Annotated in this window: 25 protein-coding genes and 1 tRNA gene; 11 read left to right on the top strand and 15 right to left on the bottom strand. The window is 73.2% G+C overall.

The genetic code is table 11. The annotated features are described in order from the left end of the window. Positions 1-67 precede the first annotated feature (67 nt). The 5 genes from ACLE50_RS17120 to ACLE50_RS17100 form a co-directional block, all read right to left on the bottom strand. On the bottom strand, positions 68-1279 hold the full coding sequence (locus tag ACLE50_RS17120) for a Fic family protein (protein ID WP_410944566.1): 1212 nt from the start codon (positions 1277-1279) through the stop codon (positions 68-70). Positions 1280-1456: 177 nt separating this feature from the next. Then, positions 1457-2572 (bottom strand): tetratricopeptide repeat protein, encoded by a 1116-nt coding sequence (locus ACLE50_RS17115; protein ID WP_410944565.1) that lies wholly within the window; start codon positions 2570-2572, stop codon positions 1457-1459. A 216-nt stretch (positions 2573-2788) separates the two neighbouring features. Beyond that, the gene (locus ACLE50_RS17110; RefSeq protein ID WP_410944564.1) at positions 2789-3160 is read right to left on the bottom strand and encodes a hypothetical protein; all 372 of its coding nucleotides are present in this window, start codon (positions 3158-3160) and stop codon (positions 2789-2791) included. Positions 3161-3324: 164 nt separating this feature from the next. Further along, positions 3325-4419, bottom strand: a complete 1095-nt coding sequence (locus ACLE50_RS17105) for an SDR family oxidoreductase (protein WP_410944563.1) — start codon at positions 4417-4419, stop codon at positions 3325-3327. A gap of 110 nt (positions 4420-4529) precedes the next feature. Continuing rightward, entirely contained in the window at positions 4530-5216 is a 687-nt protein-coding gene (locus tag ACLE50_RS17100) for an SGNH/GDSL hydrolase family protein (protein ID WP_410944562.1), read from the bottom strand. A 133-nt stretch (positions 5217-5349) separates the two neighbouring features. On the opposite strand from ACLE50_RS17100, the gene ACLE50_RS17095 reads away from it, so the two are divergent. The 4 genes from ACLE50_RS17095 to ACLE50_RS17080 all read left to right on the top strand — a co-directional run bounded on the left by ACLE50_RS17095 (position 5350) and on the right by ACLE50_RS17080 (position 9656). Then, entirely contained in the window at positions 5350-6048 is a 699-nt protein-coding gene (locus ACLE50_RS17095) for a response regulator transcription factor (RefSeq protein WP_410944561.1), read from the top strand. Next, positions 6045-7502: a sensor histidine kinase gene (locus ACLE50_RS17090; protein ID WP_410944560.1), complete on the top strand. Its 1458-nt coding sequence runs from the start codon at positions 6045-6047 to the stop codon at positions 7500-7502. Before ACLE50_RS17095 ends, ACLE50_RS17090 begins: the two co-directional genes overlap by 4 nt. A gap of 61 nt (positions 7503-7563) precedes the next feature. Continuing rightward, positions 7564-8952 carry a S1C family serine protease gene (locus ACLE50_RS17085; protein ID WP_410944559.1) on the top strand — a complete coding sequence of 463 codons (1389 nt, stop codon included), beginning with the start codon at positions 7564-7566 and terminating at the stop codon, positions 8950-8952. A 212-nt stretch (positions 8953-9164) separates the two neighbouring features. Then, complete coding sequence (locus tag ACLE50_RS17080) at positions 9165-9656, top strand: MogA/MoaB family molybdenum cofactor biosynthesis protein (RefSeq protein WP_410944729.1); 492 nt, start codon at positions 9165-9167, stop codon at positions 9654-9656. 75 nt (positions 9657-9731) lie between these two features. Here the strand turns inward: ACLE50_RS17080 and ACLE50_RS17075 are convergent, their stop codons facing one another. Next, positions 9732-10148, bottom strand: a complete 417-nt coding sequence (locus tag ACLE50_RS17075) for an antitoxin (RefSeq protein ID WP_410944558.1) — start codon at positions 10146-10148, stop codon at positions 9732-9734. A 158-nt stretch (positions 10149-10306) separates the two neighbouring features. Between ACLE50_RS17075 and ACLE50_RS17070 the strand changes: the two genes are divergently transcribed. Continuing rightward, complete coding sequence (locus ACLE50_RS17070; protein WP_410944557.1) at positions 10307-10498, top strand: hypothetical protein; 192 nt, start codon at positions 10307-10309, stop codon at positions 10496-10498. Between the two features lie 28 nt (positions 10499-10526). Here ACLE50_RS17070 and cpaB read toward each other — a convergent pair whose 3' ends face one another. The 3 genes from cpaB to ACLE50_RS17055 all read right to left on the bottom strand — a co-directional run bounded on the left by cpaB (position 10527) and on the right by ACLE50_RS17055 (position 12466). Next, entirely contained in the window at positions 10527-11219 is a 693-nt protein-coding gene (cpaB, locus tag ACLE50_RS17065; RefSeq protein WP_410944556.1) for a Flp pilus assembly protein CpaB, read from the bottom strand. Between the two features lie 125 nt (positions 11220-11344). Then, a complete protein-coding gene (locus tag ACLE50_RS17060) occupies positions 11345-11719 on the bottom strand; it encodes an FmdB family zinc ribbon protein (RefSeq protein WP_410944555.1) in 375 nt (124 codons plus the stop codon). An 87-nt stretch (positions 11720-11806) separates the two neighbouring features. Then, positions 11807-12466 carry a 5-formyltetrahydrofolate cyclo-ligase gene (locus tag ACLE50_RS17055; protein WP_410944554.1) on the bottom strand — a complete coding sequence of 220 codons (660 nt, stop codon included), beginning with the start codon at positions 12464-12466 and terminating at the stop codon, positions 11807-11809. Positions 12467-12502: 36 nt separating this feature from the next. On the opposite strand from ACLE50_RS17055, the gene ACLE50_RS17050 reads away from it, so the two are divergent. The 5 genes from ACLE50_RS17050 to ACLE50_RS17030 all read left to right on the top strand — a co-directional run bounded on the left by ACLE50_RS17050 (position 12503) and on the right by ACLE50_RS17030 (position 17204). Beyond that, positions 12503-13405, top strand: coding sequence for a UTP--glucose-1-phosphate uridylyltransferase (locus tag ACLE50_RS17050; RefSeq protein WP_410944553.1), 903 nt, complete (start codon positions 12503-12505; stop codon positions 13403-13405). A gap of 3 nt (positions 13406-13408) precedes the next feature. Further along, complete coding sequence (glp, locus tag ACLE50_RS17045; RefSeq protein ID WP_410944552.1) at positions 13409-14629, top strand: molybdotransferase-like divisome protein Glp; 1221 nt, start codon at positions 13409-13411, stop codon at positions 14627-14629. Positions 14630-14648: 19 nt separating this feature from the next. After that, positions 14649-15314, top strand: a complete 666-nt coding sequence (locus ACLE50_RS17040; protein WP_410944551.1) for a GNAT family N-acetyltransferase — start codon at positions 14649-14651, stop codon at positions 15312-15314. A 160-nt stretch (positions 15315-15474) separates the two neighbouring features. After that, a complete protein-coding gene (gene sepX, locus ACLE50_RS17035; RefSeq protein ID WP_410944550.1) occupies positions 15475-17085 on the top strand; it encodes a divisome protein SepX/GlpR in 1611 nt (536 codons plus the stop codon). Between the two features lie 46 nt (positions 17086-17131). Beyond that, positions 17132-17204: transfer RNA gene (locus ACLE50_RS17030), tRNA-Ala, on the top strand. Positions 17205-17309: 105 nt separating this feature from the next. Here ACLE50_RS17030 and ACLE50_RS17025 read toward each other — a convergent pair. From ACLE50_RS17025 to ACLE50_RS17000, 6 genes are read right to left on the bottom strand one after another with little or no spacing between them, the layout of a single operon-like run. Next, on the bottom strand, positions 17310-19100 hold the full coding sequence (locus ACLE50_RS17025) for an ABC transporter ATP-binding protein (protein ID WP_410944728.1): 1791 nt from the start codon (positions 19098-19100) through the stop codon (positions 17310-17312). Positions 19101-19102: 2 nt separating this feature from the next. Next, positions 19103-20839 carry an ABC transporter transmembrane domain-containing protein gene (locus ACLE50_RS17020; RefSeq protein WP_410944549.1) on the bottom strand — a complete coding sequence of 579 codons (1737 nt, stop codon included), beginning with the start codon at positions 20837-20839 and terminating at the stop codon, positions 19103-19105. A gap of 53 nt (positions 20840-20892) precedes the next feature. Beyond that, positions 20893-21750, bottom strand: a complete 858-nt coding sequence (locus tag ACLE50_RS17015; RefSeq protein WP_410944548.1) for an ABC transporter ATP-binding protein — start codon at positions 21748-21750, stop codon at positions 20893-20895. 50 nt (positions 21751-21800) lie between these two features. Beyond that, a complete protein-coding gene (locus tag ACLE50_RS17010) occupies positions 21801-22889 on the bottom strand; it encodes a FecCD family ABC transporter permease (RefSeq protein ID WP_410944547.1) in 1089 nt (362 codons plus the stop codon). Beyond that, complete coding sequence (locus ACLE50_RS17005) at positions 22886-23893, bottom strand: FecCD family ABC transporter permease (protein ID WP_410944546.1); 1008 nt, start codon at positions 23891-23893, stop codon at positions 22886-22888. The genes ACLE50_RS17010 and ACLE50_RS17005 overlap by 4 nt, the downstream gene beginning before the upstream one ends. Before the next feature lie 35 nt (positions 23894-23928). Continuing rightward, complete coding sequence (locus tag ACLE50_RS17000) at positions 23929-24894, bottom strand: ABC transporter substrate-binding protein (RefSeq protein ID WP_410944545.1); 966 nt, start codon at positions 24892-24894, stop codon at positions 23929-23931. Between the two features lie 116 nt (positions 24895-25010). On the opposite strand from ACLE50_RS17000, the gene ACLE50_RS16995 reads away from it, so the two are divergent. Further along, on the top strand, positions 25011-26612 hold the full coding sequence (locus ACLE50_RS16995) for a helix-turn-helix transcriptional regulator (protein WP_410944544.1): 1602 nt from the start codon (positions 25011-25013) through the stop codon (positions 26610-26612). Positions 26613-26625 lie beyond the last annotated feature (13 nt).

Below are 26625 nucleotides of genomic sequence, written 5' to 3'. Positions count from 1 at the left end.
CCGACTGTCCCGGGGTACGCGGTCAGGTCCTGTCCGCGACGGCGGTTTGTTTGATGCGGCCTCCGGGTCACGTTTCCTCGGCCAGCAGGACGTCGTAGACCTGCGGTGCGTAGAACCGCCGGGCCGGCCCGCGGGCGTCGTCGAGCGGGGCGAGGAGGCCGAGCTGAACGAGCTGGTTGACGAGCGTATTGGCCCGGCCGTACGTCACCCCCAGCCCGCCCTCGACGGCGCGGACGGTGAAGGAGATGTTCGCGACGGCGAAGTCCACCAGCGCGTGCGCGGTGTCGGCGCGGAGGGGCGAACGCCGCACCGCCTCCTTCATGTCGGTCTGCACGTCGACGAGGGCCAGCATGCGGGCACGCGTCCGCTTCGCCGACTCCTCGAGGCCCCGGGCGAAGAAGCCGACGTAGGAGTCCCAGTCGGCTTCGGTGCTGACCCGCAGCAGGGAGTCGTAGTACTCGGTCCTACGTGCCTCGAACCACGGCGAGACAGTCAGGGTCGGCTCGAACAGGACGCGTTGCTGGAGGAGATGCACGACGATGAGCAGGCGTCCGATGCGACCGTTGCCGTCGTGGAACGGATGCAGTGACTCGAACTGGTAGTGCGCCATTGCCGCGGCGACGACCGGGTCGATCTTCTCGTTCGCCACCCCTCTGCTCATCCAGTCGAGCAGCTCCTGCAGGTTCGCGTGCAGGTCGATGCCCGGGGGCGGGGGAATGAAGCGTGCTGCCCGAACGGGTAGCTCAGCAGGCTCCGCATCGGCCCGCTGTCCGACGACGACCCGGTGACCACGAACTCTGCCTGATGACGGGTGTTCGTTGCTGGTTCCCGTCACGAGGACGGCCTGCAGCTCGCCCAGGAAGCCAACCGTGAGCGGGTGCCCGGCCGTCGTCCGGTCGAACGCCGCGTCGGCCGCCTCCACATAGTTGAAGATCTCTCGGAGGTCGACGTTCGGCGGTCGTTCGGTGTCCGCGGTCAGGACTTCCGCCAGCGGGGCGTATGTCCCCTCCAGCGCCGATGTGCTCTGGGCTTCCGCCTGCAGGGAGGGGCGTCGGAACAGACGCGGGTTCGGCAGTTGACGGGACGTGCTGTCCAGGGCGGCGAGTGCGGCGCGGGCATTGGCCACGATCCGGTATGTCGCGCCGGTCAGGGCAGGGGACTCGGAGCTCAGCGGGTCGGGCACGAATGCGGCGTGCCTCCACTGCCCGTGGTGGGCGTCCGTCCCGCTGATCGCGACGAGTGCACCGGGCGAGTCCTCGGTGAAAGCCTGCAGGTCCACGGCATGAGCATAGCGGCAGATGACTCACAACAGCTAGATGTCAGCAATTCTGCCTTTGTGTGACATCGAAGCGATGTCACACACGACCGACCTGCTTGCTGTCGATGTCAGTCATCGTGCCGTTCACTGACATCCGACCGGCTCGCATGTCGGTGAACGGCATCGGCCCGGCCCGGGTCACTCCCGGGTCTGCTGCGCGAGCGCGCCGAGCGTCTCCCGGGCGGCCCCGGTGACCGGGTGCTCCGGGCCGAGCTCCTTCTCGCTGTCGGCGACGACGGCCTCGGCGACCGGGAACGCCTCGTCTGTGCGGCCCGCGGCACCGAGCGCGCGGGCGAGGTCGTTGCGCGCGATCAGGGTGTTCGGGTGGCCCGGCTCCAGGATCCGCTCGCACCCGGCGACGGTGGCCTCGTAGGCGGTGACGGCGTCGTCGAACCGGCCGGCCGCGGCGTAGGCCGAAGCCAGGGCGTAGCGGAAGGCGAGGGTGTCCGGGTGGTCGGCGCCGAACACGCGCTCGGCGCCGGCGACGGTGCCCTCGTGCAGCGGGATGGCGTCGTCGAGCCGGTCGGCGGCCTCGTAGGCGGCCGCCAGGTTGTTGCGCGAGCTCAGCGTGTTCGGGTGGTCGTTGCCCAGCACCCGCTCGCACCCGGCGAGCACCGCCTCGTAGAGCGGGATCGCGTCCTCGGCGCGGCCGGCCGAGCGGTAGGCGTAGGCGAGGTTGTTGCGCGAGGTCAGGACGTCGAGGTGGTCCTCGGGGTGCACCTTCTCGCGCTCGGCGACGACGGCCTCGAGCAGCGGGATCGCGTCGTCCGGGCGCCCGGTCTGCTGGTAGGCGCCTGCGAGGTTGCCGCGCAGGATCTGGGTGTCGGCGTGGTCGGCGCCGAGCACACGCTCGTAGTCGGCCAGGGCGGCCTCGTAGAGCGGGACCGCGGCCTCGGGGTCTCCGGCGGCCTCGTGCGCACCGGCGACGTTGTTGCGCGCGGTCAGCGTGGCGACGTGGTCCGGGCCCAGGACGCGCTCGGACAGCGTCAGGGCCCGTCCGACCAGGTCGATCGACTCCTGCGCGTCGCCGGCGCGGCTGAGCCGCATGGCTGTCCGGCTGAGCAGGTCGAGGACGCCCTCGCAGACCCCGGCATCGGCGTCGTCGCCGAGCCGGTCGGGCAGCGCCGCGACCTCGGTGGCCAGCTCGGTGAGCCGGCCGTCGCCGTCCGCGGCGTCCGGCAGGGCCGTGAGCCGCTCGGTCAGGGCGGTCGTGGTGTCACCGATCTCGGCGTCGTGCTGCGCGCTGTTCGACATCGGCCCCGAGCCTACGGGCACCGCGTCAGCGGCGAGACGAACGGTTGCCCGCCACGGATTCGAATTCGAGTCCCGGCGACGAGTGAATTCCACTCATGGGATTCACCCGCATTTCGCCGACCGGCGACCTCGAATTGACCCGGAAACGGGAGAACGACGGCGGCGCCACCCCCCGTGGTCGGCGCCGCCGTCGTCCTCAGTGGTTCGTCAGTCCTGTCAGCAGGGCTTGACGAACCGGACCGGGGCGTTGACGTCCGAGCGGGCGTCGACGGCCTTGGAGCTGTACTGCGGGACGTTCTGGTCGTTCGCGAAGGTCGCGACGGCCTCGCCGCTCTGGTTGTTCACGAACGAGCGGACGCCCGCCAGGCCGGCGGCGTTGACGTCGTAGTTCTTGCACTCGAACATGTCGAGCCGGTGTCCGGTGAACTGCGGGCCGTCGAAGACGCAGAGCTTCCCGACCTCACAGGCGGGACCGGCCATCGGTCCCGGCTGCGGCGCCGGGTCCGCGGCCGCGATGCCGGCGACCGACACCATCGCGGTGGCCGCGGTCGCGACACCCAGACCCAGACGCATCATCGTGGACTTCATGGTTCCCCCATTGCTCGAAATCCCCGGCCCCGTGTGAGCCGGACACAGGAGTAGACGCTCCGAATGGGAACCCGTTCACCCGTAGTGATCTGTATCACGACAACGCAACGCCGATCACATGCATGCGTCGCGATTCGAATTCACACGATCGGCGGTACACGAATTCAGACCATCGCTGCGCTGCCGACGTCCGGGTGGTCGAGATAGAACTTGACCATCGCGTCGACGTGGTCGGCGAACGCCGGGCACGTCACCCCGACCTCGGCGAGCAGTGCCGTCGTCGCCTCGGTGTCGTAGTCCGTCGGGTGCGTCATGTAGTCCAGCGTGCTCGAGGGCAGCTTGAACAGCCGCCCCACGCCGGGCAGGTGGTCGATCGCGAACGCGGCCAGCTTCGGGCTGGTCGGCACGATGCGCACGGTCTTGCCGAGCCGCTGGGCGAACGCCTCGCAGAGCTCGGGGATCGTCGGCGGGTCCGGCTGGGCGAGCGCGACGGTGCGCCCGACCGCGTTCTCGTGGCCGGCCAGGGCGGCGATCGCGTCGACCACGAAGTCCGACGGCACGACGTTGAGCGAGGTCCGCGCGGCACGGCGGGGGAGCGGCACGAACGCGGTGTCGCCCTGCCGGGCGATGAGCTGGAGCATGTAGTACGGCCCGTCGTACTTCTGCGTCGCGCCGGTCACCGAGTCCCCGACGACGACCGCGGGCCGGTAGATCGTCACCGGCATCCCCGCATCACGGGCCTTCGCGACGAGCCGCTCGGCCTCGTGCTTGGTGTGGTCGTAGTGGTTGGCGAACGGCTGGCCGAGCTCCAGGTCGGACTCGCCGAAGATCCCGTCGTAGCGGCCCGAGACGTAGCAGGTCGACACGTACTGCAGCCGGACGAGGTCACGGGCGTCGCGGGCGAACCGCAGCACGTTGCGGGTGCCCTCGACGTTCACCCGCCAGGCGATCCCGGCCGGCACCGACAGGTCGTAGACCGCAGCCAGGTGGAAGATCTCCAGCGGGCCGTCGAGCAGCCGGGTGCGGTCGGCGTCGTCCAGTCCCAGGCCCGGCTCGGTGATGTCACCGACGACGATCTCGGTCCGCCCGGCGATCTCCGGCGTCTCGGTCTCGATGCGGCGCAGCGCCTCCCGCGCCTGGTCCAGGAACTTGGCCTGCACCAGCGCGGTCGCCCGCAGGTCCGGGTCGCGCCGCAGTGTCCGGGGCAGCAGCGCCGATCCGAGGAAACCGGGGAACCCGGTGAACAGCACGTCGCCCATGTCCGCCACCACCTCTCGGCGCGGCTCCCGCCGCCGCGCCCTCGCGTGGGCCGGACGCTATGCCGTACCGCCGGTAACGCCATGGCTCTGTGGCTCACAACACCGGATGTTCACCTCCCGGCGCGGTCCAGCGCCTCGGCGAACACCGCGGCGATCGCGGCGTAGCCGGCGTCGTTGGGGTGGAAGTGGTCCGAGGCGAGCTTGTGCCGCCAGTGCCGGGTGCGGGGGTCGCGCAGCTCGGCCAGGACCAGGCCGCGCCGGCGGACCGCCTCGTCGATCAGGCCGTTGACCTGCAACGCCGCCGCGAACGTGCCGGGCTGGTTGCCGACGACGGTCCCCGGCGGCAGGCGGTCGAGCAGCGCCGCGTACCGCTCGGCGACGCCGCCCTGGTGCTTGGGCTGCATCAGGTCGTTGGACCCGATCAGGCACACCAGCAGGTCCGGCTCCAGTCGCAGCGCGGCCGGGAGCTGGGTGTCGACGACGTCGTCGACCCGGGCGCCGTACTGCGACAGGTTCACCAGCCGCCACTGCGGACGCGACGCCATCAGCTGCCCGGCCCAGCCGCCCTCGGGGCGCGCCGCGCCGACGCCCTGGGCCATCGAGTCGCCCAGCGCCACGCACAACGGCCCGGTCCGTGCGAGCTCGGCGCGGTTGCGCTGCTCCCAGTGCTGCGCGTACGGCTCGATCTGATGCTGCACCCGCCGGATGGCCGGGACGAACCGGGACACCGCGGTGATCACGCGGCCCGGCGGGCGGCCGGTCCGGTTGGAGAACCCCGGCTCACCTGCGTCGCTCACGCCGCCAGTGAACCAGGCGCGGGCACGGCGGCGACGATCCGGCCGCGGTCCACGAGGCGTCCTGAGCAGGGCCGTGCCCCGGTGCGGGACCCGCACTCAGATCGTTCTCAGGACGGCGGTACAGACTGTCGGCATGCGCATTCTGGTCGTCGACGACGACAAGGCGGTCCGTGACTCGCTGCGCCGCTCGCTGGCCTTCAACGGTTACCAGGTCGATCTCGCCGAGGACGGCCAGGCGGCGCTGGACGCGATGCTCACCGACCGGCCGGACGCGCTCGTCCTCGACGTGATGATGCCCCGGCTCGACGGCCTGGAGGTGTGCCGGCGGCTGCGCAGTGCCGGTGACGACCTGCCGATCCTGGTGCTGACCGCGCGCGACGCCGTCTCCGACCGGGTCGCCGGTCTCGACGCGGGCGCCGACGACTACCTGCCGAAGCCGTTCGCGCTGGAGGAGCTGCTGGCCCGGCTGCGTGCGCTGCTGCGCCGCCGGACCGTCGAGCCCGAGGAGCGCGACGCGATCGGCAGCGCGGCACTGACCTTCGCCGACCTGTCGCTGGATCCCGACACCCGCGAGGTCGCCCGCGGCGGCCGCCCGATCAGCCTGACCCGCACCGAGTTCTCGCTGCTGGAGCTGCTGCTCGCGCACCCGCGCCGGGTGCTGACCCGCGGCCAGATCCTCGAGCAGGTCTGGGGCTACGACTTCCCGACCAGCGGCAACGCGCTCGAGGTCTACGTCGGCTACCTGCGCCGCAAGACCGAGGCCGACGGCGAGCCGCGACTGATCCACACCGTGCGCGGCGTCGGGTACGTGCTGCGGGAGTCGCCGCCGTGAGCCTGCTCCGCAAGGCCCACCGGGTCGGTGCGACGACCGCGCAGTGGCGCCGCGCCGAGCTGCCCCCCGACCGGGAGCGGTTCACCCTGCGCGCCCGGATCGGGGTGCTCGCCGCGCTCGTCGCCGCCGCCATGGTCTGCCTGGTGTCGGCGGCGGCGTTCCTGGTCGTGCAGCAGAACCTGACCAGCTCGCTCGACGAGACGCTGCTGCAGCGCGCCGAGGCCGCCGCGCAGACCGACCTGGGCAACCCCGAGCTGCTCGCGACGATCTCCCCGGCCGTGCTCGGCGCCGCCGACCTGCGGATCGCGCTGCTGTACCAGACCGGGCTCGCGGTCTCCTCCGACGACTCGTCGATGCCGCCCTACGGCGACCCGGAGATCGCCGTCGCCCGCGGGAAGGGCTCCCAGACGGGCCGCACCGAGGTGCTCAACGGCGTGCCCTACCGCGTCGTCGCGGTGCAGGCCGGGCCCGGGCGCGCGCTGGTGATCGCTCAGCAGCTCGACACCGTGCGACGCGTCGTGACCCGGATGGGCACCGCGTTGCCGCTGGTCGGACTGGGCGGGGTGATCCTCGCGGCGCTCGCCGGGGTCGCCGTCGCCCGGACCGGGCTGCGGCCGGTGCAGCGGCTCAACGCCGCCACCGAGCGGGTCGCGACCACCGGTGACCTGCGCCCGATCCCGGTGTCCGGGTCCGACGAGCTGGCCCGGCTGACCGTCAGCTTCAACGCGATGCTCGGCGGGCTGGCCGCGTCGAGGGAACAGCAGCGCCGCCTGGTCGCCGACGCGGGACACGAGCTGCGCACCCCGCTGACCTCGTTGCGCACCAACCTGGAGCTGCTCGCCGCCGCCGACCGGCCGGACGCCCCGGACCTGCCGCCGGAGGACCGCACCGAGCTGCTCGCCGACGTCCGTGCGCAGGTCGAGGAGCTGACCCACCTGGTCGGTGACCTCGTCGAGCTGGCCCGCGACGACGCCCCGACCATGACCACCGAGGCCCTGGAGCTGGGGGAGGTCGTCGAGCGCGCGCTGGCCCGGGTGAAGCGCCGGGCCGGGGACGTCACGTTCGACGTCCACCTCACCCGCTGGATCCTCGACGGCGACGCCAGCGCGCTGGAACGCGCGGTGCTGAACCTCCTGGACAACGCGGTGAAGTGGAGCCCGCCGGGCGGCACCGTGCGGCTGTCGATGATCCCGATCTCGCCGGAGTGGGTGGTCGTCGAGGTCGCCGACTCCGGTGCGGGGATCGCGGCCGAGGACCTGCCGCACGTGTTCGACCGCTTCTACCGGGCCGACACCTCGCGGACGATGCCCGGCTCCGGGCTCGGGCTGTCGATCGTCGCGCAGGCCGCGGCGCGGCACGGCGGCGAGGTCCGCGCGGGCCGGGCGCCCGAGGGCGGGGCCCTGCTGTCGCTGGCGCTGCCGGGCCGTCACGTGGACGCCACGGGCAGCCCATAGCCTGTGGACGCGGGCCGCCGCGACGGCGCCTCGTGCTCGCGCGACGACGGACGGTGGATGCATGGCCCAGGACAACCCGCCCGACGAGGGGACCGGCACCGGTTCGGACCCCGCGGCGGGAACGCCGGGCCCGGAGACGGGGCAGGTCAACCCCTGGGCGCGCCCGGGGTCCACGTCGGCGGAGCTGCCGCCCTACCCGCAGCAGACCCCTGGGGATCCGCAGCAGGCCCCCGGCGCGCAGCCGGGCTCCCCGGACCCGCACGGTTCCGGCGGCGCCCCGCACGACGCCGATCCCGGAGCCATGGCGCCCACCGCCGCGCACGGCGCGGCCGGTGCGCCCCCGCCGTGGGCCGGCCCGCCCACGACACCGGCTGCGGCCGACGCCCCGCGCTCCGGAGGTCGCAGGCTCGGCCCGCTGCTCGCCGGGGCGCTCGCGCTCGCCCTGGTTGCCGGCGCGATCGGCGGTGTCGTCGGCGCCGCCGTCGCGCGGTCGTCCTACTCCACCTCCGGCGGCTCGCTGGCCGAGCCGATCCCGGCCGCCGGACAGGGCGAGCCGACGACGCCGGTCGAGGCCGTCGCGACCCGGGTGCTGCCCAGCGTCGTGCAGCTGCGCGTGGAGGGCGGCTCGCTCCGCGGCGGTGAGCAGGGCGAGGGCTCCGGCATGGTGATCAGCTCCGACGGGCTGGTCCTCACCAACAACCACGTCGTCGCCCCGGCCGCGACCGGCGGGACGCTGCGCGTGGTGCTGACCGACGGCCGCAGCGCCGTCGGCAAGGTCATCGGCCGGGACCCGCAGTCCGACATCGCGCTCGCCCGCGTCGACCTCACCGGGCTGACCCCCGTCGAGCTCGGCAACTCCGACGCCATGCGCCCCGGCCAGCAGGTCACCGCGATCGGCGCACCGCTGGGGCTCGGTGGATCGGTGACCACCGGGATCATCTCCGCGCTGGACCGCGCGGTCAGCGTCGGCGGCGAGGCCGGGAACCCGTCGACGGTGCTCAACGCGCTGCAGACCGACGCCGCGATCAACCCCGGCAACTCCGGCGGACCGCTGGTGGACATGCAGGGCCGCGTCGTCGGGATCAACTCCGCGATCGCCACGGCCGGGCCCGGCGGTGGCTCGATCGGCGTCGGCTTCTCGATCCCGATCAACCAGGCCCGCCGGATCGCCGACCAGCTGCGGGCCGGGCAGAAGGCGACCCACGCCGTGCTCGGCGTCGAGGTGACCGACGACCCGCAGCAGGGCGGCGCCGTGGTGCGCACGGTGACCCCGGGCGGGGCGGCCGAACGCGCCGGGCTCAAGCCACAGGACCTGGTGACGAAGCTGGGGGAGCAGCAGATCGCCACCGGCCAGGACCTGCAGGCCGCGGTGCGCTCGCAGCCACCGGGGTCGACCGTCCGGCTCCAGCTGCGCGACCGGACCGCCGACGTCACGCTCGGCGAGGACTGACGCGCAACCGGGCGAAACCGGTGCGCCGCACCGCCGGTTGCGGGCAACTCGTTGACGGGTGAACAAGGTCGTGATGAGCTGACGCCGACCGGCCCGCTGATGCCTCATCGGGCCCGTCAGGAGCGCCGTGCCGGCGTGGGTCCCCCTCCCCGCGCCGGCACGGCCTCCCCCGGGGAGTCCCGCGGGCCCGGCGCTAGGGTGACGGCATGGAGATGGCGGGAGCGCAGATCGGCCGGGCCCTCGTGGTGATCGTCGACGATCGCGTCAGCACCGGTGAGCGCAACGACTCCACCGGTCCGCTGGTGACCGAGCTGCTCGAGGAGGCCCAGCTCGTCGTCGACGGCGTGGTCTCCGCGCCGGGTGACGTCGTCGCCATCCGCAGCGCGCTGAACACCGCCGTCATCGGTGGTGTGGACCTCGTGGTGACCGTCGGCGGGACCGGGGTCTCACCGCGCGACGTCACCCCGGACGCGACGACCGGTGTGCTCGACCGCCCGGTGCCCGGCATCGCCGAGGCGATCCGGGCGTCCGGGCTGGCCGCAGGCGCGGTCGACGCGGGGGTGTCCCGCGGCGTCGTCGGCGTCTCGGGCAGCACCCTGGTGGTCAACCTGGCCGCGTCGCGCGCGGCCGTGCGTGACGGCATGGCGACGCTGACGCCGCTGGTCCCGCACGTCATCTCGGAGCTCTCCGGCCTCGACGGCTGACAGCCCCACGAGCAACACCGGCCGCCGTTCCCCGGGAGGAACGGCGGCCGGTGTCGTGCGGTAACGGGTGCCGGGTCAGGACGCGGTGTCGCCCGGGCTCGCGTGCTTGCCCTGCGACCCGGTCGACGGGTTGCCCTTCGGCTTGAGCGCGTCGCCACCGGGCGGGGCCGGCGGCACCGGCGGGACGTCCGAGCCGGAGCGCGGGTCCCCGGCCTGCGTGCCGGTCGCCGAGTGGGTGCCCGAGCCGGGCGCGGCCGGGCCGTCCTTCTTCAGGGCGCCCTCGACCTTGGACTTCACACCGTCGATCTGGTCGCTGTACTTGCCACCGGTGGCCTTGTCGGCCTGCGCGGCGGCCTTCTCCACCAGCGGCCCGGCCTTCTCCTTGGCGGTCTCCAGGTGGGGACCGGCCTTCTCCATGGCCTTCTCGATCGTCGGGCCGGCCTTCTTCAGAGCGTTCTCCGCGGCCTCGCGGGCCTTGTCCACGAACCCCATCAGGCGGTCCTCCCTCGTCGTGTCGCCCGCAGCATCTGCGTGCGGCCGTTCCCCATGGTGGCACCGCGAGCACGTCCTGTGTGGTCACGCACCACGGACGGGCCACAGCCGTTACCGCCGGGTGATCTGCACCGGCGCCCACCGGGCACCATGGAGCGGTGAGCGACTCCGCCGAGACCCCCGGCCCCCGCGAGGACGCCGAGCGCCGCCGTCGTATCGCCGAGATCTTCGGCGACGACCCGGCCACCACCTCCGACGAACGTTCCGACGGCGGCTCGGCCGACGAACGCGAGCGGTCCTCGGCCGAGAGCTGGTACCGGGAGAACCGGCCGCCGCACCACGGCGGCTGAGCAGGCCCTCGCCCGGTCCGCACCCGCTTCACCGCAGGGTCACCGTCACCTCGCCGGCCAGGGTCGCGGCCGCGACGGCGGTCGCCTCCGCCTCCGGCAGCGCGACGAGCACCAGCGGGCCCGAGCCGTCGGCCCGGGCCGCGGCACCCCCGGCCGCCGCGACGACGGCCAGCACCCGGGCCCGTGTGGCCAGCACCCGCGGCCCGGCACGGTCGCCGGTCACGACGTCGACGGCCGACCCCGGGGACAGCAGCGCCGCGACCCCGGGGTCGGCAGGCCGCAGCGGTACCGCCGACGCACCGGGCCCGGCCGTGCGCACCGCCAGCTCCGGGCCGATCAGCCGCAGGTCGGTGACGGGTTCGCCCGGCCGCATCGGCCCGGCCGGGACGCGGCCCAGCGCGTCGGGCGGCCGGCGCAGCGCCCCAGCCGGGACGAGCGACGGCGGCCACTGCGCCACGGTGAGGTCGGCGGCGGCGATCGGGCCGCCGGGGGACAGGTCACGCGCCGCGACCAGGACGGGGACACGGTCGTCGGCGGGATCGGGCAGCAGCGCGACGACCGCCGCCGCGAGGACCAGCAGGGCCGCCGCGACCCGGCGCAGCAGCAGCCCGCGCGCCCAGCCGGGCCCGCGCAGAGCGCGGGGAAGGGGTACGGCGGCGAACCCACGGGATCCCCGTGGTGCCGCGGCTGAGTCCGCGTCCGAGCTCGTCCGTGCGCGCACCGCAACCGCCTCCCGTTAGTGACCTGTCGTCACGACGAGCATGGCGGGGCCGGAGCGCCCCGGGCCCGCGGATCAGCGGACTGTGGACAACTTCCGGAGGTGTGGACGGACGGCCTGCGGGCCGGTCAGGAGTTCGCGGCGGCTTTCGAGCCCGACGAGGAGCCGGACTTCGCCGAGCCCGACGACTCGGACTTCTTCTCCGACGACCCCGACTTCTCCGACGACCCGGACGACGACTTCTCCGAGGACGTGTCCGACGAGGACGACGAGTCCGAGGACGAGCCCGAGTCGGACTTCGACTCCGAGGACCCGGCGACCGGCCCGGACCGGGAGTCGTTGCGGTAGAAGCCGCTGCCCTTGAACACGATCCCGACCGAGGAGAAGACCTTGCGCAGCTTGCCGCCGCACTCCGGGCAGGTGGTCAGCGCGTCGTCCGAGAACGACTGCACCGCATCGAAGTGGTGGTCGCACTCGGTGCAGGCGTACTGGTAGGTGGGCACGGCATCTCCCCGGGGAACGGCTGGCACTCGTCAGCTTCGAGTGCCAGCATACCCGCTCACGATTGCGTCGCGTAGCCGTCCGCAGGGTCAGGGGGAGACCTGCACCACGCCGCGCCCGGGCAGGACGACCTGCGGCACCGGCGTGTCGTGGGGCTCGGCGGGGACCTCGTCGAGCAGCTCGTCGTCGTACAGCAGCACCGCGACCAGGGCGTCCGGGCCGATCAGCGGCAGCGTGCGGTCGTAGTAGCCGCCGCCGCGGCCCAGCCGCATGCCGCGCCGGTCCACCGCCAGCGCGGGCACCAGTACCAGCGCGGCCGTCCCGACCGCCTCGACGCCGAGTCGCGGACCAGCCGGTTCGCGCACACCGAGTGGCCCCGTCGTCATCCCGTCGGGGCCGGTGTAGGTCGTCCAGTCCAGTGCGCCCGGCTCGGCCGGGACCACGGGCGCGAGCACCGTGTGCCCGTCGGCGAGCAGCGCGTCGGCGACGGTCCCGGTGCCCGACCCGCGAGCGCCGGGCTCACCGCCGACCGGTAGGTAGCAGGCCACGGGCCCGGTCAGGCCGGTCGCGAGGTCGCGCACGTGGGCGGAGAGCGCGGCCGTCGCCGCGGCCCGGTCGTCGGCGGACCGGGCCGCGCGGGCGTCGAGCAGGCGCCGGCGCAGGACACGCTTGGCGTCACGCTGCGTCGCCGCGCCCTCCCCGGACGCGTCCGGGGACATCAGGTCGGGTGCCTCCCTGCGAGCCGTCACCGCCTCAGGCTAGTGCGATGGCTAGGCTCGCGAACCATGAGCGTCCAGACGTCCGACGCGGCCGGAGCCTTCCGCACGGCCGTCGTTCCCGCCGCCGGCCTCGGGACACGATTCCTGCCGACCACCAAGGCGGTTCCCAAGGAACTTCTCCCCGTCGTGGACACCCCGGGGATCGAGCTCGTCGCCGCCGAGGCGGCCGAGGCCGGCGCCGACCGGCTACTCGTCGTGACCTCGCCCGGCAAGGAAGCGGTCGCCGAGTACTTCCGCCGCGACGAGGACCTCGAGCTGACCCTGGCCGAGCGCGGCAAGGGAGCGCTGCTGGAGAAGGTGAAGCGGGCGCCCGAGCTGCTCGACGTCGCCACCGTCTACCAGTACGAGCCGAAGGGCCTCGGCCACGCCGTCGCCCAGGCCGGCCCGGAGCTGGCCGACGACGAGGGCGCCGTCGCCGTCCTGCTGCCCGACGACCTGGTCCTCCCGACCGGCGTGCTGAGCCGGATGGCCGAGGTGCGTGCACAGTTCGGCGGATCCGTGCTGTGCGCGATCGACGTCCCGCGCGAGCAGATCTCGGCCTACGGCGTCTTCGACGTGACCGACACCGACGCCGACGACGTCAAGCAGGTCCACGGCATGGTCGAGAAGCCCTCGGCCGACGACGCGCCGTCGACCTTCGCCGCGGCCGGGCGCTACCTGCTCGACCGCGCGATCTTCGACGCGCTGGACCGGATCACCCCGGGCGCCGGTGGCGAGCTGCAGCTGACCGACGCGGTCGCCCTGCTGATCTCCGAGGGGCACCCGGTGCACGTCGTCGTGCACGACGGCGGGCGGCACGACCTGGGCAACCCCGGTGGCTACGCCCGCGCGTTCGTGGACTTCGCGCTGCAGGACCCCGACTACGGCGACGGCCTGCGTGACTGGCTGACCGAGCGACTGAAGGACTGATACGTGCGCACGGTCTCCGAGCACCTCGCCCGGATCCTGGACGTGGCCGTGCGGCCCGCCCCGGTCCGGGTCGCCATCGCGGACGCCCACGGGCTGCGCAGCGCCGAGGAGGTCGTCGCCGCGCGCCCGCTGCCGGTCTTCGACCAGGCCGCGATCGACGGCTACGCCGTGCGCAGCGTCGACGTCGCCGGGGCAGGCGACACCCACCCGATCACCGTCCCGGTGGTCGGGGAGATCGCTGCGGGCTCGCGCCAGCCGCTCCGGCTGCAGCCCGGCCAGGCCGTGCGGGTCGCGGCCGGGGCGCCGCTGCCCACGCTGGCCGACGCCGTCGCACCCCTCGGCTGGACCGACGGCGGCAACGCCCGCCTGGCGGTGTACCGGGGTGTGCCCTCGGCCGGGTTCGTCCGCCGGGTCGGCGAGGACGTGCAGTCCGGTGACGTGGCCGTGCGCGAGGGCGACATCGTCGGGTCCGCGCAGGTCGCGATGCTCGCCGCCGCCGGACGCGACAAGCTGCTGGTGCACCCGCGCCCGCGGGTCTCGGTGATCTCGGTCGGCGACGAGCTGGTCGAGGTGAGCCGGTCGGCGTCGTCGGGGCAGGTCGCGGACGTGTGCTCGCACGCCGTCGTCGCCGCCGCCCGCGAGGCCGGCGCGGAGACCAACCGGTCGCGCACCGTCGGCAGCAGCGCCGCGGAGATCCGCAGCGCGGTCGAGGACCTGCTGCCCGCCAGCGAGATCGTCGTCATCTGCGGGGCCGGTGGCGGTGCCGTCGCGGCCGAGGCCAAGAGCGGTCTGGCCGACCTCGGCGGCATCGACGACACCCGCATCGCGATGCGGCCCGGCTCTGCGCAGGGCTACGGCCGGCTCGGCGCCGAGGCGGTGCCGGCGTTCCTGTTCCCCTCGCACCCGGCGACCGCGCTGGTGCTGTTCGAGGTGTTCGTCCGGCCGCTGATCCGGCTCGCGCTCGGCCAGGAGCCGCAGCGCCGCACCTGGACGGCGCGGCTGACCTCGCCGGTCGTCTCCCCGCCAGGGCGCCGCTCGTTCATCCCGTCCCGGCTCCTGCGTTCCGACGACGACGGCGAGCTCCTCGCCCAGCCGCTCGGCATGTCCGGCACCCACCTGCTGGCGGTGCTGGCCGAGGTGAACGCGCTGGCCGTCGTGCCCGAGGACGTCACCGAGCTGACCGTCGGTGAGCAGATCGACCTCGTGCCGCGCGGGCGCGGCTGAGGCGCCGCGCCCTCCTGCCGTGCCGCCCCCGTATCCCCCCGACTCCGCAGGCAGCCACCCGGGCTGGCCGGCCCGCCTCGGCACGCTGCGCGTCGGCGGCCGGACCGTGCGGCTGCGCCCGGTGCGGCTGCGCGACGGCCCCGACTGGGCCCGGATCCGGATCCGCGACGAGGAGTACCTGCGGCCCTGGGAGCCCACGACACCGGGCGTCTGGTCGCGCCGGAACTCCAGCATCGAGTGGCCGGGCCGCTGGTACCTGTTGCGCGCCGCGGCCCGGCGCGGGCTGACCCTGCCGTTCGCGCTCGTCGTCGACGGGAACTTCGCCGGGCACGTCACGATCGGCAACGTCGTCCGCGAGCCCGTGCTGTCTGCCTACGTCGGCTACTGGGTGGACGCCACCCTCACCGGCAACGGCCTGGCCGGCGCCGCCGTCGCCCTCGTGCTGGACCACTGCTTCGGCCCGGTCGGGCTGCACCGGGTGGAGGCGACCGTCCGCCCGGAGAACGTGCGGAGCATCGCGCTGCTGGACCGGCTCGGCTTCCGCCGCGAGGGTCTGCTGCGCCGCTACCTCGACATCGACGGCGCCTGGCGCGACCACTACTGCTACGCGCTGACCGCCGAGGAGATCCCGTCCGGTGGCTTCACCGGGCGGCTGATCCGTGAGGGCCGCGCCGAGCGGGCGTGACTCGCTGCGTCCGTCCGGGGGACATCCGCAGGACCGGGCACGGCCCCCGGCGCGTCGCGACCCGGAACCCCGCCACCCGCCGTTTACCGTGAGTCGCGGGTGAGCGGGGTCGGGGCCGTCTCACCGGGTGGACTGCGCCGGTCGGGGAGGAGGCAGCCCGTTGCCCAGCTCTGTGTTCTTCGTCGGTCTGGTCGTGCTGTGGCTGCTGTTCCTGGTGCCGACGGTGGCCCGCCGCCAGCAGGAGGTGGCCCGGCTGAGCCCGGCGCTGCTGTCCGGGCGCGTGCTGGAGCGTCCGATGCGGCACAGATACCCGGAGGTGGGTGTGATGGATCGATCCGGTCCGACAACGGTGGGTGAGCTGGTCGAGGCCCGGGACGACGTCCCCGGCGACGACCGCTTCGAGGCGGAGGCCGCGCACGGCGCCGTCCCGGCCGAGCGTGAGCCCGGTGGCTCCGCGGGCGGGGACCGGCTCGCGCGTGAGCACCGTGAGCACGCAGACCTCGACGCGGAGCTGGACGCCGAGCTCGACGCGTCCCACCACGACGAGCACGACGAGTACGAGCACGAGTACGCGCGCCCGGTGCGCATCGCCCGGGACGGCTCGGCGTCCTCCGGGATCGCCTCGTCCGGCGCCGTGCCGCTCACCCGTGACCACGGGGACGCCGCGACGGGCTCCGAACCGGCTGATCACGAGCCGGTCGAGCACGAGCGCGCCGGCCACGACATGCACGAGCCGGACCACGACACGTTCGAGCCGGCCGAGGCCCACGAGCCCCACCGCGAGCTCGACGACGCCTCGGGCAGCGCGGACGACGCGGACGACGGGGACCGCGCTCCGGTGGCGCACGACGAGTTCGGCGACGTCCCCGAGACCGACCTCCACGACGAGGATCTTCACGGAGACGGTCTCGGCCGCGAGACCGCCGACCACGGAGACCTCGACGACGTGGACCGTGAAGACGTGGACCACGAGGACCTGGACCACGAGAGTCCGGACCACGAGGCCCTGGACCACGACGCCGAGCACGGCGCCGTCCCCGTCGACCCGGCCGAGCCCCCGGCGGCCCGCTACCGCCCCGGCCGCGGCGGTTTCGACCCGCAGGCCGCGGCCGAGACGGCGCACGCCAAGTACGCGTTCCGCCAGCGCGTCGTCCTCGCCCTGCTGGTCCTGCTGCTCGCCGGTGTCCTGACCGCGCTGCTGGTCTCGACGGTGTTCTGGTGGGTCGCGGCCGCCGTCGGCCTCGGCCTCGCCGGGTACCTCACCTACCTGCGCCGCCAGGTGCGGATCGAGGAGACGATCCGGGCCCGACGCACCGCGCGGCTGGCCGGCCCGCCCCGCGACCACGACGCCGACGACACCGCCGCCGTGCGTGCAGACCTCGCCGAGCACGACGCGCACCACGACCTCGCCGACGACGAGATCGACGCCGAGCACGACGAGCCCGCCGGCGACCGGATGGACAAGGCGGACGCGCACGACCCGCACGACCCGCACGACACAGCCGCCGACGACGACTGGACCGCCGACGACGCCGACGGCCGCGTCCGGGGGACGGGGGAGCCCCTCGGCGTCCTCCCGGCCCGCCGCCGCACCGTCGACGGCCCGGCCTCCACCGAGCACGAGTCGTCGCTCCCGCGCCTCGCCGCGGCCCCGCCGCCCCCGGTCCCGGCCGGGACCTCGATGGTCGACCTCGAGTCCGAGGAGAGCGTCGAGGAGGGCATGGACCAGCTCGAACCGGTTCACGCCCACCGCCCCGCAGTGGGCGAGTAGCGGTCTGTTAGTGTTCTCCAGGTCGGCCTCGCAAGAGGCCGGTCGCGGGGCTGTAGCGCAGTTGGTAGCGCGTCTCGTTCGCATCGAGAAGGTCAGGGGTTCGATTCCCCTCAGCTCCACACTCCAGCTCTGACAGCGCCCCCGGGACTCGGCCGAGTCCCGGGGGCGCTGTTCGTTTCAGGGGCGCTGTCCGCCTCGGCCTGCTCGACGACCTCGGGCGGCTCTCATACGTGATCACCATGAGCCCCCGGTGACGACCCGGCGGAGCCCTGCGCGTGGCACCAGGCCGACCAGAGCCGCCCGTACACGCCGTCGGCGGCCGCGAGCTCGGCGTGGGTCCCCGCCTCGATGATCCTTCCGTGTTCCATCACCACGATCCGGTCGCACCGCGCGGCCTGCGCGAGCCGGTGCGCGATGACCAGCCCTGCGCGGTCGGCGAGGACCGCGTCGGCGGCCAGGTCCAGCTGCCCGGCCTGCGCGGAGCCGGCCTCGGCGGTGGCTTCGTCGAGGATCACCAGCTCCGCGTCGGTGAGCAGCAGCCGGGCGAGCGCGAGCTGCTGCGCCTGTGCATCGGTGACCGGGTGTCCGCCGGCGCCCACCACGGTGTCCAGCCCCTCGGGAGCGAGATCGAGGATCCGGGCGGCCCCGGTCGCCCGCAGCGCGGCCCGGATGTCGTCGTCGGTGGCCTCCGGCGCGGCGAGCGTGAGGTTGTCCCGCAACGTGCCGGCGAACACGTGGAACTGCTGGGTGATCATCGAGGTGCGCGCAGGACGGGTGACGGTTCCGGAGCCGGCGGGGTGGACGCCCGCGATCACTGCGGCCAGCGTGGACTTGCCCGCCCCGGACGCTCCGACGACGGCGACGCAACGGCCGGCCGGCACGTCCAGCGCGACGTCGTCCAGCACGAGCGGCCCGTCGCCGTAGCGGAAGCCGACGCCCCGGAGACGCACGGCGACCCCGGCCGCAGCCGGGACGTCCTCCACCTGCTCCGCGGCGGCGACCGGCATCGTCGCGACGCCGACCATGCGGTTGAGCGAGGCGGTGGCCGACTGGAGGGTGTCGATGACGAACATCAGCTGGTTCACCGGACCCAGCAGGCGCAGCACGAGAAGCATCGCGGTGATGGCGCCGCCGACACTCGAATGTCCGTTGTCGATGAGGACGAAGCCCACGACGAGCACGGCGGCGAGACTCACGCACTCGCCACAGTTCAGGCGGGCGCTGAACATGCTCTGCACCGTGCGGGCCCGCAGCATCTGCACGGCGACACCCCACGAGGCCGCCAGCACCGTGCGGTGGCGCTGCTCGCCGAGCCCGAAACCCAGCACGGTGGCGTAGCCGCGCTGGGACTCGACGATCTGCTGGGCTCGCCCGCTCATCGCGGCGCGTTGATCGCGATAGACGGCGGGTCCGGTGGACAGGAACCAGCGCAGAGCCAGCGCATGGACGGGCAGCACGACGACCAACGCGACGGCGTACGGCCATTCCAGCGCCGCGAGGCCGCTCAGCGACATGACGATGCTGAACGCGGTCACCGTCAGCACCGGGATCACTGCCGGCGCGGCATCGGCCACGGCCGTCACGTCGTCGCTGGACCGTGAGATCAGGTCGCCGGTGCCGGCGCGTTCCACCCGGTGCTGCGGCAGCGTCAGAGCCCGGGTGACGAGCTTCTCGCGTAGTTCGGCGAGGATCGCGTGGTAGGCCCGGGTCGCGAGAACGATCGTCGCCGCCGTACCGGCGGAGCCGAGGACCGCGGAGACGACCATGATCGCCCCGACCGTGAGAACGGTGCCCGGGCCCGCGGTTCCGGCCTGCACACGATCGACCAGGAATCCGGTCGCCACCGGCACGACGAGGTCGGCAGCGGTTCCGGCCGTCCCCAGGGCCACGACGACGGCGATCCGCAGCCGATGCCCACGGCTGAGCCGCCACACCTCCCGGGCGGTCCGGCGGCCGGTCGCGACCGGCAACGCATCGTCGGCCGCCGCGGGCGTCCTGGTCGCCGCGGACGTCATGGTCACGGTGCCACCGGCTCGTCGAACAGGTCACCGTCGGCCGCCCGACCCTGTTCGAGGAGGTCGACGACACGGTCGCAGTGCTGGAGCAGGGTGGGGGAGGAGGCGATCACCAGGTTCGACCGTCCGGCCCGGATACCCGCGAGTCGCTCGGCGACGGCCTGTTCGGTCACCGGGTCGACCGCCGTGGTCGGATCGTGCAGCACCAGCACCGGCGCATCGGTGGACAGGGCCCGCGCCAGCGCGACGCGTTGCCGCTGCCCGCCGGAGAGACGGTTCCCGTCCTCACCGACCGGGAGGTCGAGATCGCCGGCGAAGTCCGTGCACGCGGCCGCCTCCACCGCGGCGTCCACGAGCTCCGGTCCGCGGCCGTCGGCACGCGCAGGCGGACCGAGGTTGTCGCGGATCGTGCCGGTGAACAGGGTGGTCCGGTGCGGGGCGACGGTCACCCACGACCGGTAGTCGGCCGGGCTCAGCCCCTGCGCCGGTCGTCCGCCGAGCCGGACCTCGATCCCGTTGTCGCTGTCGCTCCCGGCATGTGGGTCGAGCAGTGCCTCGGCGAGGCGCGCGGCGGTCCGGTCGTCGGCTCGCACCCCGACCAGCTCGCCGGGTTCCACCCGCACCGTCGAGCCGAGCAGCTCGATGTCCAGCGCGGGCACCTGCGTCGCGTCGATCCTGGTGCGGCCGGCCGGGGCGCCCCGGAGCCCGGCTGTCCCGGGGTCGTCGCCGCGGAGCACGCCGAGCACGCGGGCCGAGGAGGCGCGTGCGGCGGCGAGCGATGGCGCAGCGCCCTGCGCGAGGGCCTGGATCTGGGGCAGCAGCGCCTGGGTGAGCCCGACGACGGCGATCAGCTGCCCGATGCTGAGCCGTCCGTCCACCGCGAACCAGCCCGCGAGCCCGGTCACCGTCGCGACGAAGACGCCGGTGAGTGCACCGGTGCCGAACAGGAACCCGCCCAGCAACCCGGCGTTGCGCCGGGCGCCGACGAGCGCCTCCTGGCTCGCCAGCCGGTACCGCCTGGCCGCCTCGGCCTCGGCGCGGATGCCCTTGACCACCCGGTAGCCCGCGACGATGTCCGAGGCCCGCGCGACGGTGGAGGCGAGCAGCCCCTGGTACCCGCGGGTGTCCCGCGAGAACCGCGTGCCGAGCACTCCCATCAGCCACACCACGACCGAGGCCCCCACGAGGACGACGAGCCCGACGAGCCAGTGGATCAGCAGCAACGAGACCGCGATGAAGCCGATCGCGGCGACCTGGGCGACCGGCTGGACGACCAGTCCCGCCGCGCCCAGACGGGCGGTATCGCTGGTCATCACCGAGACGACGGCTCCGTCCGGCGTCCGGGCGGCCCCCTCCCGACCGGCACGGTCGCCGGGATGCAGCACGCGGGCCGAGAGAGTCGCCCGCAACCGGTGCTGCACCAGCTGCTCCGCGTACACGGTCAGCCGCCAGCCGAGCCGGGCCGCCGCAGTCAGCGCGACGTACACCGACACCAGCACGCCGAGCCACACGACCAGCTGTCCGGCGTCGCCGGTCGACAGGCTCCGGTCGATCGCGACCCCCATCACCAGCGGAACGGCCGACTCGCCGACCTGCCACACGACGGCCAGCAGCAGAGCCGGGACCGTGACCCGCGGCAGGGAGAAGAGCACCCGTCCCAGGAACCGGCCCGGGGTGTCCCCGGCCCCGACCGCGAACGGCTCGACATCGGGAGGTTCGGCGGGTGCCTGTCCCAGCACCGGCAGGCGCCTCGTCAGCGGTCCGCGCCCGAGACCGGCGGGATCGGTACGCCTCACCGGCTCGCCCGCGAGCGTCCGGCCCGGCGGTCGCGGCCGAGCGGCACGACCTGTGGCGTGCCGGCGACCGGGTCGGGCACGACGAGGCAGGGCAGGCCGAACACCTCCTCGACCAGCTCGGCGGTGACGATCCGGCCGGGGGGCCCTTCGGCGACGACCTGACCGTCCTTCATGGCGATCAGGTGGGTGCCGTAGCGGGCGGCGTGGTTGAGGTCGTGCAGGACGGCGACCAGGGTGTGGCCGGCGTGGTGCAGGTCGGTGAACAGCTCCAGGAGCTCGATCTGGTGGGTGATGTCGAGGAACGTGGTCGGTTCGTCGAGCAGCAGGATGTCGGTGTGCTGCGCGAGCACCATGGCCACCCACACCCGCTGGCGCTGGCCGCCCGAGAGCTCGTCCACCAGCCGGCCGGACAGGTCGGTGACCGACGCGGCGTCCATCGCGCTCAGCACGGCCCGTTCGTCGTCGTCGGTCCACTGCCGGAGGAGTCCCTGGTGCGGGTACCGGCCGCGGGCGACGAGGTCGGCGACCGTGATCCCGTCGGGGGCGATCGAGGCCTGGGGCAGCAGCCCGATCCGCCGTGCGACCTCCTTGGCCTTGTAGGAGTGGACGTCGGCACCGTCGAGGATCACCTCGCCCTCGGACGGCTTGAGCAGCCGGGACAGGCCGCGTAACAGGGTGGACTTGCCACAGGCGTTCGGTCCCACGATCACGGTGAACGACTCGTCCGGGATGGACACCGACAGGCGCTCGCTGATGATCCGCTTGTCGTAGCCGATGGTCGCGGTGTCCGCCCGCAGTCGGGACGACTCCCGCGCATCGGAGGCGGCTGCGGCCGGAGCCTGGCGATCGAGCATGGCTGACGGGCCTTCCGAGGTCGCGAACGGGACGGTGTCGGCACAGGAGCTCACAGTCGTCTCCTGGCCTCGAGGAACAGCAGGTAGCCGAGATAGCAACCGCCGATCATCACGGTGACGATGCCGACCGGTAGCGGGGTGGGCACGACGTGCTGGGCGGAGAAGTCCGCGACGCCGAGCAGGAGTGCGCCGACGAAGGCCGCGGGCGCGAGGGGGATCCCCGCGGCGCGGGCGAGCCGGCGGGCGATCTGCGGGGCCGCGAGGGCGACGAACGCGATCGGGCCGGACGCCGCAGTCACCGTCGCGGTCAGCGCCACACCCACCACGATCAGGCCGAGGCGCGCTGCCGTCACCTGCACGCCTTGAGCGGCGGCGGCATCGTCGCCGAGCTCCATCTGCCGCATCGGCCTGCCGAGCATCCCGGCCGGCACGAGCAGCACGGCGATGCCCGCGCCGCCGACGAGGACCTGGTCCCACGACACGCCGTTGAGCGAACCCGCGCCCCACGCCGCCGCCGACATCGCTGCGTCCAGGTCTGCCGTGAGCATGAGCCAGGTGTTCACCGAGCCGAGCATCGCCGTGACCCCGATACCGATGATGATCAGGCGAAATCCCCGCACGCCGCGCCGGTAGGCGAGCAGGTACACGAGCACGGCGGTGGCCATTCCGGACAGCAGCGCACCGGCTGCCACCTGCAGGTAGGAGCCGCGGACGGCGAGGATCACGATCAGTGCACCGGTGTACGAGCCGGAGGAGAAGCCGATCACGTCCGGGCTTGCGAGCGGGTTGCGCATCAGCGACTGGAACATCGCCCCGCTCACCCCGAGCGCGGCACCGAACACCACGGTCGCGGCGACGCGGGGCAGCCGCCACTCGACCACGATCTCGTGCACCAACCCGGTCTCTCCGCCGGTCAGCGCCGAGAGCACCTGCGTGACACCGAGACGGTAGGAGCCGGTCATCAACGCCAGCAGCGCGACGGCGGCGACCGCGGCGACGAGCGCCGCGCAGACGACGAGTGTGCGCCACTCCAGGCGTGCTGCGAGCCGGCCGCGGCGAAGGGTGAGTACCGGCCTGCCGAAGTCCACCTTCCGGGCCGGCGTCCTCTGGGGCGGCATCGTCTTGTGGGGCGTCGTCACAGTCCGCTCGCCCTCCTCCGGCGCACCAGAGCGATCAGGACCGGGGCGCCGACGAATGCAGTGACGATGCCGACCGGGACCTCGCTGGGCCGCATCAGGATCCGGCCGAGGACGTCCGAGACCAGCAGCAGGCTCGGCGCCAGCAGAATGCTGAAGGCGAGGATCCAGCGCTGGTGCGGGCCGACGAACCAGCGGGCCAGGTGCGGCACCATGAGCCCGACGAAACCGATCGGTCCGGCGATCGCGGTCGCTCCACCGGCGAGCAGGGTGAGCGCGATGATCGCCAGGATGCGCGTGCGTGCCAGGCGCACCCCCTGGGCCGCCGCCAGATCGTCGCCCAGGGACATGGCATCGAGAGGGCCCGACACCGCGAACGCCAGTACGAGCGCGACCGCGAAGAACGGCAGGATCGGCCATACGACGTCGAGCGGACGGCCCAGGATCGACCCGGCGTTCCAGGAGCGCATCGCATCGAATGCCTGCGGATCGGTCAGCTGGACAGCTGATCCGGCGCCGCCGAGCACCGCTCCGACGCACACTCCGGCCAACACCATGACAACCGGGGACCGACCCTGCCGCGTGGATCCGAGTGCGAGTACGACGAGCGTGACGATCAGTGCACCGGCGAACGCGAACCACATGTAGCCCCGGATGTCGCGGATTCCCAGCACGCCCACGGCGACCGCGACCGCGAAGGACGCGCCCGCGTTCACGCCGAGGATTCCCGGGTCTGCCAGCGGGTTGCGGGTGAGCGCCTGGATCAGCGCCCCCGCGGTCCCGAGTGCCATGCCCACGACCAAGCCGAGGACCGTGCGCGGCAGCCTGAAATCGCGGATCGCGAACCGGTCGAATGATCCCGACTGGCGGAACAGCGCATCCCAGACCACCATCGGTGACGAGGTCGCGGTCGCGCCCGTCATCATGCTGAGCATCAGCAGTGTCACGAGCAGCACGAGCGCCACGAGCACGCCGACGGTTCGCCGGCGAACCCGGGGTGCGGTCACCGCATCCCGGGTCCCGATCCCGCTGCCCGATGCCGTCACCGGCCCGTCGACAGCGTCGCCAGAGCCCGGTCGAGCTGATCCAGGAAGTGTGACAGGGACGCGTAGGAGCCGTGGCTGGTGCAGGTGACCCCCAGAGTGTGACCCGACCTGACGGCGGGAAGCGCTCGCCATGCGTTGGTCTGGGTCACGGGGACGAACGAGTCGAGCACGGCGCCGTTGAAGTCCACGGGGTAGAGGATCGCGTCGTAGCCGGCCAGCTCGCCGATCTGTTCGAACGAGCGCTTGTAGTCGGTGGTCGGTTTCGGTATGTCGAGCCCGATCTCATCTCGGGCGATCGTGGTGCAGAGGTCGCTGACCAGGCCGAACTTGTAGATTCCCGGGGCGTTCCAGGAACCACGGGTGGCGCCGACGAAGGAGGTTTCCTTGATGGTCTTCGAGTAGGTCTCCTTGATGTGGGTGATGCGCTTCTCGTAGTCCGACTTCTGTGCTTTCAGCTGGTCGGTCCGATTGGCGGCATCGGCGAGCACCTGCATGACCGAGAATCGGTCCCTGTCGAAGCCTACGAACACGGTCGGGGCGATCGACTGCAGCTCGTCACCGATCCGGTTCCAGTCGTCCTTGGGCATCCAGACCAGAATGACGTCCGGCTTCAGTCCGGCCACCTTCTCGAGGTCCGCTTCCCCACCCGACGGGCCGAGGTCCTCTGCGCGACCGAGGAGGTCGTGCTGGGCCTGCGTGATGGGATCGAACTTGTACTCCGTCGTGCCGACCGGTTCGCCGCCGAGTTCGGTGTACACCACACCCGCGTTGCCAAGGGTCACGATCCGTTTCGGGTCATCGGGAACGGTGACCGTGCCGTTGTCGGCCTCGACGGCGTGGGTCCTGCCCGTCGGGGGAGCCGGGGCGTCGCTCGTGCTGCTGCACCCGGTCAGGGCGAGGGTCGCGCTCAGGAGTGCGGTCGCGACAGCGACGCTGCGGCGTCTCAGCCGGGTCGTGGTCATGGTGTGCTTCCTTCCCTTCTCGGTCGACCGCACGCCGTCGTCGGCGGGACGGTCACCGGGCAGGTTAGGTAGCCCTCACTTCCCGAGGTGAAGAGAATTCGCCATATTATTAGGATGTGACGAGCCCGTTCCCCTGTGCTGCCGGAGACGGCGGCCCGCCGGCGATCCCGGGAGCGCGACTGGACTGGACCGGAGCCCAGATCCACCCATTGCTCATCTGGGTCCGTACCGGCACGGCGCACGCCTACGTCGACGGCGCTCCGGCATTCCGCATCACCGCAGGGCAGGGGGCCTTGCTCCCCACGGACGGGTGCGAGCACCGGGGAGTCGTCACCGAGCCCGGCACCGTCGCCTTCCCGCTCTGGCTCGATCCCGGTTCCGGAGCACCGCCCGAACCGACGCGATTCGAGGTCCCCGACAGCTGGCAGGACTGGCTGATCCAGGACTTCAACCTCAACGTCACCCCGTTCAGCGGTCGCGGATACTCCCGCGAGGCGATCACCGGCCTGCTGCGCCGGTCCCGCACGCAGCTGCCGGCACCGGCACGGAGCGGGGACGCCGTCCCCGCGGGAGCGCCCGCTGCGCCTGCGATGCCGAGTGCCCGCGGGGCCAGAGCGGTGGCCGAGGAGCTGATCCGCGATCCCGCGCTCGCCCTGACGATCCAGGAATGGGCGACCCGCGTGCTCGCCAGTCCACGGACCCTGCTGCGCGACTTCCTCGCCGATACCGGGGCGACGTTCGAGCAGTGGCGACTGGCGTGCCGGCTCGGCGCGGCCGTCGAGCTCCTGACCGCGGGGTACGAGGTCGACCAGGTCGCCGCCCGGGTCGGCTTCACCAGTCGCGGCGGTTTCACGCACGCCTTCAAACGGCAGTTCGGCTCGACTCCCCACCGGTTCCGCCGAGAACTCGCCGCCGGACCTCCTGACGCGGACCTCGCGGCGCGCACCACGGAGGCTCGTCGGAGGAGCGATCTGGTGCGTCTGGCGCGGGGGGACGACATCACCGCCGCCGCGCCCCAGATGCTGCCTCCGGCGCGTACGCCGTCGCACACCAACGACGTCCACGTGCTGAGCTGGATGTACCGCGGCAGCGGCTACCTGGACATCGGCGATCAGCGCTACGAACGGGAACGCGGCGTCGCGACCTGGATCCCCGCAGGCACCGAGCACGTCACCGGGCTGCGCGAGAACTCCATCTCGCTGCCGCTCGGGAATGCCGGCAATGCCGACCTGTCGCTGGCCGAGCCGCTCCAGGTCCATTTCTCGCCGTCCTGGGACGACTACCTGATGCACTGCTCGATCAGCGCCCGGTCCCGTCTCCGTCCGGACGGCTACGACCCACGCCGGATCCTCGATCTGTTCGCCGAGCAGCTCGCGGCGCGACGAGCCCTCTCGGTGCCGATGCCCACGGACCGGCGTGCGCACGCAGCGGCGATGGACTACCTGCGCGGACTCGGCGCAGCGGGTGGTTCCACGACGTCCGATGTTCCTGCCGAGGTCCACAGGTCCTTCCGTGAGCAGACCGGCATGTCGTTCGCCCGCTGGCGCTACGCCACCCGGATGCGTCTCGCCCGCGATCTGCTCGTCGGCGGGGCCAAGCCCAGCGCCGTGGCGCGCCGCGTCGGCTACGCCCACCTGCCGACGTTCAGTGCCGCCTTCTCCCGCTTCCACGGTGTCTCCCCACGCGACTACCAGCAGCGCGAGACCGACGGCGCCTGATCCGGCTTCCGAG

The sequence above is a fragment of the Pseudonocardia phyllosphaerae genome (assembly GCF_046546475.1).
Taxonomy (GTDB): domain Bacteria; phylum Actinomycetota; class Actinomycetes; order Mycobacteriales; family Pseudonocardiaceae; genus Pseudonocardia; species Pseudonocardia phyllosphaerae.
Note: the sequence above shows the minus strand (reverse complement) of the source record. Positions and strands in the feature narration are given on the sequence as shown.

Coding starts and splice junctions, on each gene's coding strand:
- ACLE50_RS17115 (WP_410944565.1), bottom strand. CDS start 2,572: ATGTCGAACAGCGCGCAGCACGACGCCGAGATCGGTGACACCACGACC.
- ACLE50_RS17105 (WP_410944563.1), bottom strand. CDS start 4,419: ATGGGCGACGTGCTGTTCACCGGGTTCCCCGGTTTCCTCGGATCGGCG.
- ACLE50_RS17000 (WP_410944545.1), bottom strand. CDS start 24,894: ATGACCACGACCCGGCTGAGACGCCGCAGCGTCGCTGTCGCGACCGCA.
- ACLE50_RS17075 (WP_410944558.1), bottom strand. CDS start 10,148: ATGGGGTTCGTGGACAAGGCCCGCGAGGCCGCGGAGAACGCTCTGAAG.
- ACLE50_RS17015 (WP_410944548.1), bottom strand. CDS start 21,750: ATGCTCGATCGCCAGGCTCCGGCCGCAGCCGCCTCCGATGCGCGGGAG.
- ACLE50_RS17110 (WP_410944564.1), bottom strand. CDS start 3,160: ATGAAGTCCACGATGATGCGTCTGGGTCTGGGTGTCGCGACCGCGGCC.
- ACLE50_RS17095 (WP_410944561.1), top strand. CDS start 5,350: ATGCGCATTCTGGTCGTCGACGACGACAAGGCGGTCCGTGACTCGCTG.
- ACLE50_RS17080 (WP_410944729.1), top strand. CDS start 9,165: ATGGCGGGAGCGCAGATCGGCCGGGCCCTCGTGGTGATCGTCGACGAT.
- ACLE50_RS17025 (WP_410944728.1), bottom strand. CDS start 19,100: ATGACGTCCGCGGCGACCAGGACGCCCGCGGCGGCCGACGATGCGTTG.
- ACLE50_RS17085 (WP_410944559.1), top strand. CDS start 7,564: ATGGCCCAGGACAACCCGCCCGACGAGGGGACCGGCACCGGTTCGGAC.
- ACLE50_RS17050 (WP_410944553.1), top strand. CDS start 12,503: ATGAGCGTCCAGACGTCCGACGCGGCCGGAGCCTTCCGCACGGCCGTC.